We start from the raw sequence: 6,099 nt of genomic DNA, 5'->3' as shown, positions 1-6,099 counted from the left end.
TTAATATTCCTATAATAAGTATTATGTTAACTATTTGTTTCTATTATTTATTATATCGTTTATTTTGCGCTTTCAAAATATATTTAACTCAAATTATAACCGCTTTTTAATTTAATCATAATAGCAAGTTTTATAAAGATAACTTAAATAATACTTTTAATTTAATCGCGTTTAATATATAATCAATCTATATAAATTCTAATAAATTAAAAACGGAGATAATTATGTTAAACGAATTCAAAAAATTTATCATGCGAGGAAATATACTCGATATGTCTGTCGGTATTATCATAGGAGCGTCTTTCAGTAAAATAGCCGATTCTCTGGTTAATGATATTTTAATGCCGCCAATCGGTTTGCTCTTAAAAGGAATAGATTTTTCCAATATCTTTTTTGTCATAAAAAAAGGCGTGGAAAACGAAGGTCCTTATCATTCTTTGGAAGCTGCAAAATCTGCGGGAGCTGTCGTAATAAGTTTTGGAGTTTTTATAAACACTCTTATAACATTTTTAATAACGGCGATTGCAATATTTTTGATTATAAAAGCTTTCAACAAAATGGAAACTTCTTTCGTAAAAAAAGCTAAAGAAGAAAAAGAAGTGACGGAAAAAACCTGCCCTTACTGTTTTTCTACTATAAATATAAAAGCAGTTAAATGTCCGAATTGCACTTCGAGTTTAGATAAATAATTATTTTAATTTTTAAATTTTTTAATAAAGGATTTTAGTCAATGAAAGACAAATTAATTTTAAGAAAAAATGTAAAAACGGAAGATACTTGGAATCTATCATTATTATACAAAAACGATAAAGAATTTGAAATCGATTTTAAGAAGATGGAAGAATTCTCAAAAGAGGCGAAAAAATTCAAAGGGAATTTATCAAAATCTGCAAAAGAATTAAAAAATATATTAGACTCGATAATGAAGGCGTCAATAATTTTGGAAAAATTAGGCTCTTACGCTTTCTTAAAACAAACGGAAGATTTGACGAATAACGATTCCAATATTAAAGTGGCAAGATTTTCAAAACTTTCTTCAGAACTTTCGGCAAATTTAAGCTATTTTGAACCAGAATTAATGAGCATTGAAGACGAAAAAATGGACGAATTTTTGAAAGACGAAATTTTAAAAGAATATTTAATTTATTTAAAAAGAATTCTTAAATATAAACCTCATACTTTATCGGAAAAAGAAGAGAGAATACTCGCGTTGCAGGGCGAATTATCTTCAACGGCTTCAAATGTATTCGACACTTTAAATGACGCCGATTTGGATTTTGGCGAGATTAAAATAAATAATAAAAAAATGCCTTTAACTCATGCGACTTTTTCAAGTTTTCAGCAAAGCGAAAGCCGAAGCGTCCGAAAAGAAAGCTATAATCAATTTTATAAAGAATATGACAAACATAAAAATACTTTAGCCGAACTTTACGCAAGCCAAATTAAGCAGGATATATTTAGCGCTAAAATTAGAAATTATAAAAGCGTTCGAGAGATGGAATTATTCGGTGACGATGTTCCAGTGAAAGTTTACGATAGTTTAATCGAAAGCGTCCATAAAGCCCTACCCTCTTTGCATAATTATTATAAATACTGTCAGCAAAAATTGAGAATAAAAGATTTTAGACAATACGATAAATATGCTCCGATAGTGAAAAATGTAAAAATAAAAAATACTTTTAACGAAGCGGTTAATATTTTGGGAAAAGCCTTCGAGCCTTTGGGAGAAGAATATGTTTCGATTTTGATTAAAGGCTTGAATTCAAGATGGGTTGATAAATACGAAAATAAAGGAAAAACGAGCGGCGCATTTTCGGCGGGCTGTTATGTTTCAGAACCTTATATATTAATGAACTTCAGAGACGAGACTATAGAATCGGTATTTACATTGGCGCATGAAGCGGGACATAGCATGCATAGTTATTACAGCAGAAAAAATAATCCTTATCAGCATCATAATTATACTATTTTTGAGGCGGAGGTTGCGTCAACTTTTAACGAAAAACTACTTTTTAATTATTTGATGAAAAACGAAAGCAAAAAAGAAGTTAAAAAATTTTTATTGAATAAAGATATTAACAGTTTTGTCGCGACTGTTTTCAGACAGACGATGTTTGCCGAATTCGAGCATATAATTCACAAAGAAGCGGAAGAAGGAAACCCAACGACTTTGGAACTTATAAGACATGTTTATAAAGACTTGCTTAAAAAATATTTCGGAAAAAATTCGGTTTTGGAAGAAACAAGCGATTTGGAGGCTTTAAGAATTCCTCATTTTTATCGTTCTTTCTATGTTTATAAATACGCTACGGGAATGTCAGCGGCAGTCGCACTTTCAAACGGTGTCCTTGAAGGAAATAAAAAAGGCGATTATACGAACAGAGATAATTATTTAAAATTCTTAAAAAGCGGAGGAAGTAGAACTCCTATAGAAAATTTGAAAGTTGCTGGAGTCGATATGACGAAACCAGAAGTTGTGGAAAGCGCTTTGAAACTGTTTGCAAAAGAAGTAGAAGAATTAAAAAAATTAAATTAAAAAATTAAAAGATTATAAAAATGGATAAGAAAAAATTAAACGAATTAACGGAAGAAGAAAAAAATATTATAATTTTCAAAGGCACGGAATATCCTTTCACTGGAAAATATAACGATTTTTTTGAAGAAGGAATTTACTGCTGTAAACAATGCGGAGCCGAGTTGTATCGTTCGGAAGATAAATTCAAATCTCATTGCGGATGGCCAAGTTTTGACGATGAAATAAAAGGCGCTGTGAGACGAACTTTGGACGAAGACGGATATAGAATAGAAATAACCTGTAATAACTGCGGCGGACATTTGGGACATGTATTCGAGGGAGAACATTTAACCGACAAAAATATCAGGCATTGCGTTAATTCTATTTCATTGATTTTCAAGCCGAAAAAATAAATATAAAAAATCATAAAGTTTGATTTTGAACTATTGACAAACTCTAAAAAATTTACTATAATATAAATAAATTAAATAAATTTTTTGGAGGCAAAAAATGAAAAATAACAAAAATTACTGTAAATTCGTTAGTCAAGTCAAGTCAAGTCAAGTCAAGTCAAGTCAAGTGCTAAAATTGTATCTTTAATCGCATTATTTATATTATTATTTTCAATTAGCTGTAAGCCAAAACAAAATCCAACGCCTAAATATTCGGAACTTATAGGAACTTGGAAATCCACATATGCAGGATATGAATTTATCCTTAATATAGATAGTGAAGGCAACCTTATTTTTAATTGCGGTTTAGGAAATGATAAAGGTTTTAATTGGCATCATAATTTTGCTGGAAAACTTGCAGACACTTTTGAATATCCTTACACAATAGAATTAACTTTTACGGCTTCTTCTCTTTCTCCTACTTCTTGTTATCTTGCCGCATATAATGATGATAAACTTTCAGTGTTAACACCAAAATCGCAGATTGGAAAATTTACTTTCAATGATGCATCAACTCTTACGGCTTCCGTTATTATGTTAGGACTTAGTGGCGTTAATGGTGGCTTTGTTTATTGGCATGCATATGATAGATACGGCTATCAAATTCTTAATTTTGCAAAACAATAATTTATAAAAATTAAATTGTTAGAATAAATTTTTTAAGGCATCGTATTTATTGCGGTGTCTTTTTTATTTATAAATACGAATAATAAATATTATATTAAATTTGCTAAAACTACAAGAATAAATCATTTATATCTATCGCCCGTGCTGTAATAATAAACCCACTTCGCTATATTTTCCGCATGGTCGCCCATCTTTTCAAAATATTTCGCTATCATCATTAAATATATCGCCTGGTCGCTGTCGTTCGCTCCGCTCTTTATCAAATCAACCATAGAATCTCTAACTTTATAAAATAATTTGTCGACTTTATCGTCCGATTCTATCACTCTTTTTGACAATTCAAAATCCTTTTTAGAAAAGGCAGATAAAGAATTTTTTACCATTTCTTCTATTATATTTGACATTTCTATTATCGTATCCATTTTGTCTTTATAAATATTTCCTTCGAGCAAAAATTTTAATAAATCGCAAATATCTTTAGCTTGGTCTCCTATTCTTTCCAAATCGGTTGCTATTTTCAAAGTCGCCGAAACTATTCTCAAATCTGTAGCGACTGGATGTTCGAGCAAAAGAATTTTTAAACAAGCGCTTTCTATTTTGTAAGAAATTCTATTTATATTTCTATCGTTGTCTATAACTTGATTTGCAAGTTCCATATCGCCATTTAGTAAAGAATCTCTCGCGTTTTTTAAAGCTCCTAAAATCATATCGCCCGCTTCTATTACATATTCTTTCAATCGATTTAATTCTTCTTCAAATCTTATCATTTATTTCTCCTTAAAAATTTATTTCTAATAAAAATTATTTAAAAAAATTTTCTAACCGAATCTTCCTGTAATATATTTTTCCGTTCTGCTATCTTTCGGTTTATAAAATATTTCTTCCGTATCTTCGTATTCCACAATTTCGCCGAATAAGAAAAAAGCGGTTTTATCCGAAACTCTCATAGCCTGCTGCATATTATGGGTAACTATTACAATCGTATAATCTTTTTTAAGTTCGTTTATCAAATCTTCTATTTTTCCCGTGCTTATCGGGTCAAGAGCGCTCGTAGGTTCGTCCATAAGAAGTATTTTCGGATTAACCGATAAAGCCCTCGCAATGCATAATCTCTGCTGTTGTCCGCCCGATAAACCCAAAGCGTTTTTATTTAATCTGTCTTTTATCTCGTCCCATAAAGCCGCTTTAATCAAACTATATTCCACAATGTCGTTGAGTTCGGATTTCTTTTTTATTCCAAAAGTTCTCGGACCGTAGGCAATATTATCGTAAACATTCATTGCAAATAAATTCGATTTCTGAAAAACCATTCCGACATTTTTTCGCAAATAAGAAACATTGATATTATTATCGTATATGTCGCGTCCGCCGATTTCTATATTTCCTTCAATTTTACAATTTGGAATTAAATCGTTCATTCTATTAAAAGTTTTAAGCAAAGTCGATTTTCCGCATCCCGAAGGACCGATAAATGCCGTCACGCTGTTTTTATTTATATCGATATTTATTTTTTTCAAAGCCTGAAAATTTTCGTAATATAAATTCAAATCTCGAGTTTTAATCGCCGTTTCCAAATCAAAATCGAAATTCAATTTTTTATTAGACAATTCTTTAGTCATATTTAATCCTCTTAATAATCTTTTTTTAATTTATTATTTAGAATAAAAAGCAAAGCGTTAAGAAATATTACAATCATTAATAAAATACTCGCAGTTGCAAATGTTTGATTGATATATAAACCCTCGCTTGAAAACATCCACATCATAACGGCAAAAGAACTTCCCGAGCTAAAATAACCCACTGGCATATATCTAACCGCTCCCGAAGTGTAAATTAGCGCAGCGCTCTCTCCGACTATTCTTCCAATGCTTAAAATAACCGCCGTAATTATTCCAGAAAAACCGCATGGCAAAACTATTTTAAATATCGTCCGAACTTTAGAAGCTCCCAAAGCCAGACTGCCTTCTCTTAAACTCGCTGGAATGGATATTAAAGTTTCTTCCGTTTGTCTTATTATTGAAGGAAGTATTATCAAAACCAGAGTCAAAGAACCCGCCAATATATTTCTGCCTATGCCGAACAAATCCAAAAATATTAAAATGCCAAAAAGCCCGAAAACTATCGAAGGAATTCCCGATAAACTGTCGGTAAATATTCTTATAAGATAAATTAATTTTCCATTCGACTTTGAATATTCCGTTAAATATATTGCCGAAAAAACTCCAATCGGAACGGCTATTATAAGCGCCATAAAAAGCATCATCGCAGTCGAAACTATCGCGGGAAATAATGTCATTTGCGAATTATTGCTCTCGCCGAAAAGCAGATTAAAATTAATATAAGGAATTCCTCTGATAAAAATAAATAGAACTATAAATATAAGCGATAAAGTTGAAACTATCGCAGCAAAAATTGAAATATATTTTAGTATTTCGGATTTTGTCGAAACATTTTTCATTTTAATATTTTTAAAAGAAAAATTATTTATATTCTCTTTTATTCTTT

6 protein-coding genes are annotated in these 6,099 nt (G+C 30.6%); 3 read left to right on the top strand and 3 right to left on the bottom strand.

The genetic code is table 11. The features are described from left to right. Window positions 1-224 precede the first annotated feature (224 nt). The 3 genes from mscL to ACR0QS_RS10060 are packed head-to-tail and all read left to right on the top strand — an operon-like array spanning window position 225 to window position 2,928. A complete protein-coding gene (mscL, locus tag ACR0QS_RS10070) occupies window positions 225-689 on the top strand; it encodes a large conductance mechanosensitive channel protein MscL (RefSeq protein WP_432633317.1) in 465 nt (154 codons plus the stop codon). A 41-nt stretch (window positions 690-730) separates the two neighbouring features. Beyond that, window positions 731-2,536, top strand: a complete 1,806-nt coding sequence (pepF, locus tag ACR0QS_RS10065) for an oligoendopeptidase F (RefSeq protein WP_432633316.1) — start codon at window positions 731-733, stop codon at window positions 2,534-2,536. Between the two features lie 20 nt (window positions 2,537-2,556). Then, window positions 2,557-2,928 (top strand): methionine-R-sulfoxide reductase, encoded by a 372-nt coding sequence (locus ACR0QS_RS10060; RefSeq protein ID WP_432633315.1) that lies wholly within the window; start codon window positions 2,557-2,559, stop codon window positions 2,926-2,928. 788 nt (window positions 2,929-3,716) lie between these two features. On the opposite strand, the gene phoU is transcribed toward ACR0QS_RS10060, so the two are convergent. From phoU to pstA, 3 genes are all read right to left on the bottom strand, one after another. Next, window positions 3,717-4,361, bottom strand: a complete 645-nt coding sequence (gene phoU / locus ACR0QS_RS10055) for a phosphate signaling complex protein PhoU (protein ID WP_432633314.1) — start codon at window positions 4,359-4,361, stop codon at window positions 3,717-3,719. 51 nt (window positions 4,362-4,412) lie between these two features. Then, entirely contained in the window at window positions 4,413-5,213 is an 801-nt protein-coding gene (pstB, locus tag ACR0QS_RS10050; protein WP_432633313.1) for a phosphate ABC transporter ATP-binding protein PstB, read from the bottom strand. 11 nt (window positions 5,214-5,224) lie between these two features. After that, window positions 5,225-6,099, bottom strand: an 875-nt coding sequence (pstA, locus tag ACR0QS_RS10045; protein WP_432633312.1) for a phosphate ABC transporter permease PstA, incomplete at its 5' end; no start/stop codon positions are given.

The sequence above is a fragment of the Brachyspira sp. genome (assembly GCF_050873525.1).
In the GTDB taxonomy this organism is placed as follows: domain Bacteria; phylum Spirochaetota; class Brachyspiria; order Brachyspirales; family Brachyspiraceae; genus Brachyspira.
This window is presented reverse-complemented; position numbering and strand designations above follow the sequence as displayed.

What these genes read in the sequence shown, in the direction of transcription:
- mscL (WP_432633317.1), top strand. Translation starts at nt 225, where the DNA reads ATGTTAAACGAATTCAAAAAATTTATCATGCGAGGAAATATACTCGAT.
- pepF (WP_432633316.1), top strand. Translation starts at nt 731, where the DNA reads ATGAAAGACAAATTAATTTTAAGAAAAAATGTAAAAACGGAAGATACT.
- ACR0QS_RS10060 (WP_432633315.1), top strand. Translation starts at nt 2,557, where the DNA reads ATGGATAAGAAAAAATTAAACGAATTAACGGAAGAAGAAAAAAATATT.
- phoU (WP_432633314.1), bottom strand. Translation starts at nt 4,361, where the DNA reads ATGATAAGATTTGAAGAAGAATTAAATCGATTGAAAGAATATGTAATA.
- pstB (WP_432633313.1), bottom strand. Translation starts at nt 5,213, where the DNA reads ATGACTAAAGAATTGTCTAATAAAAAATTGAATTTCGATTTTGATTTG.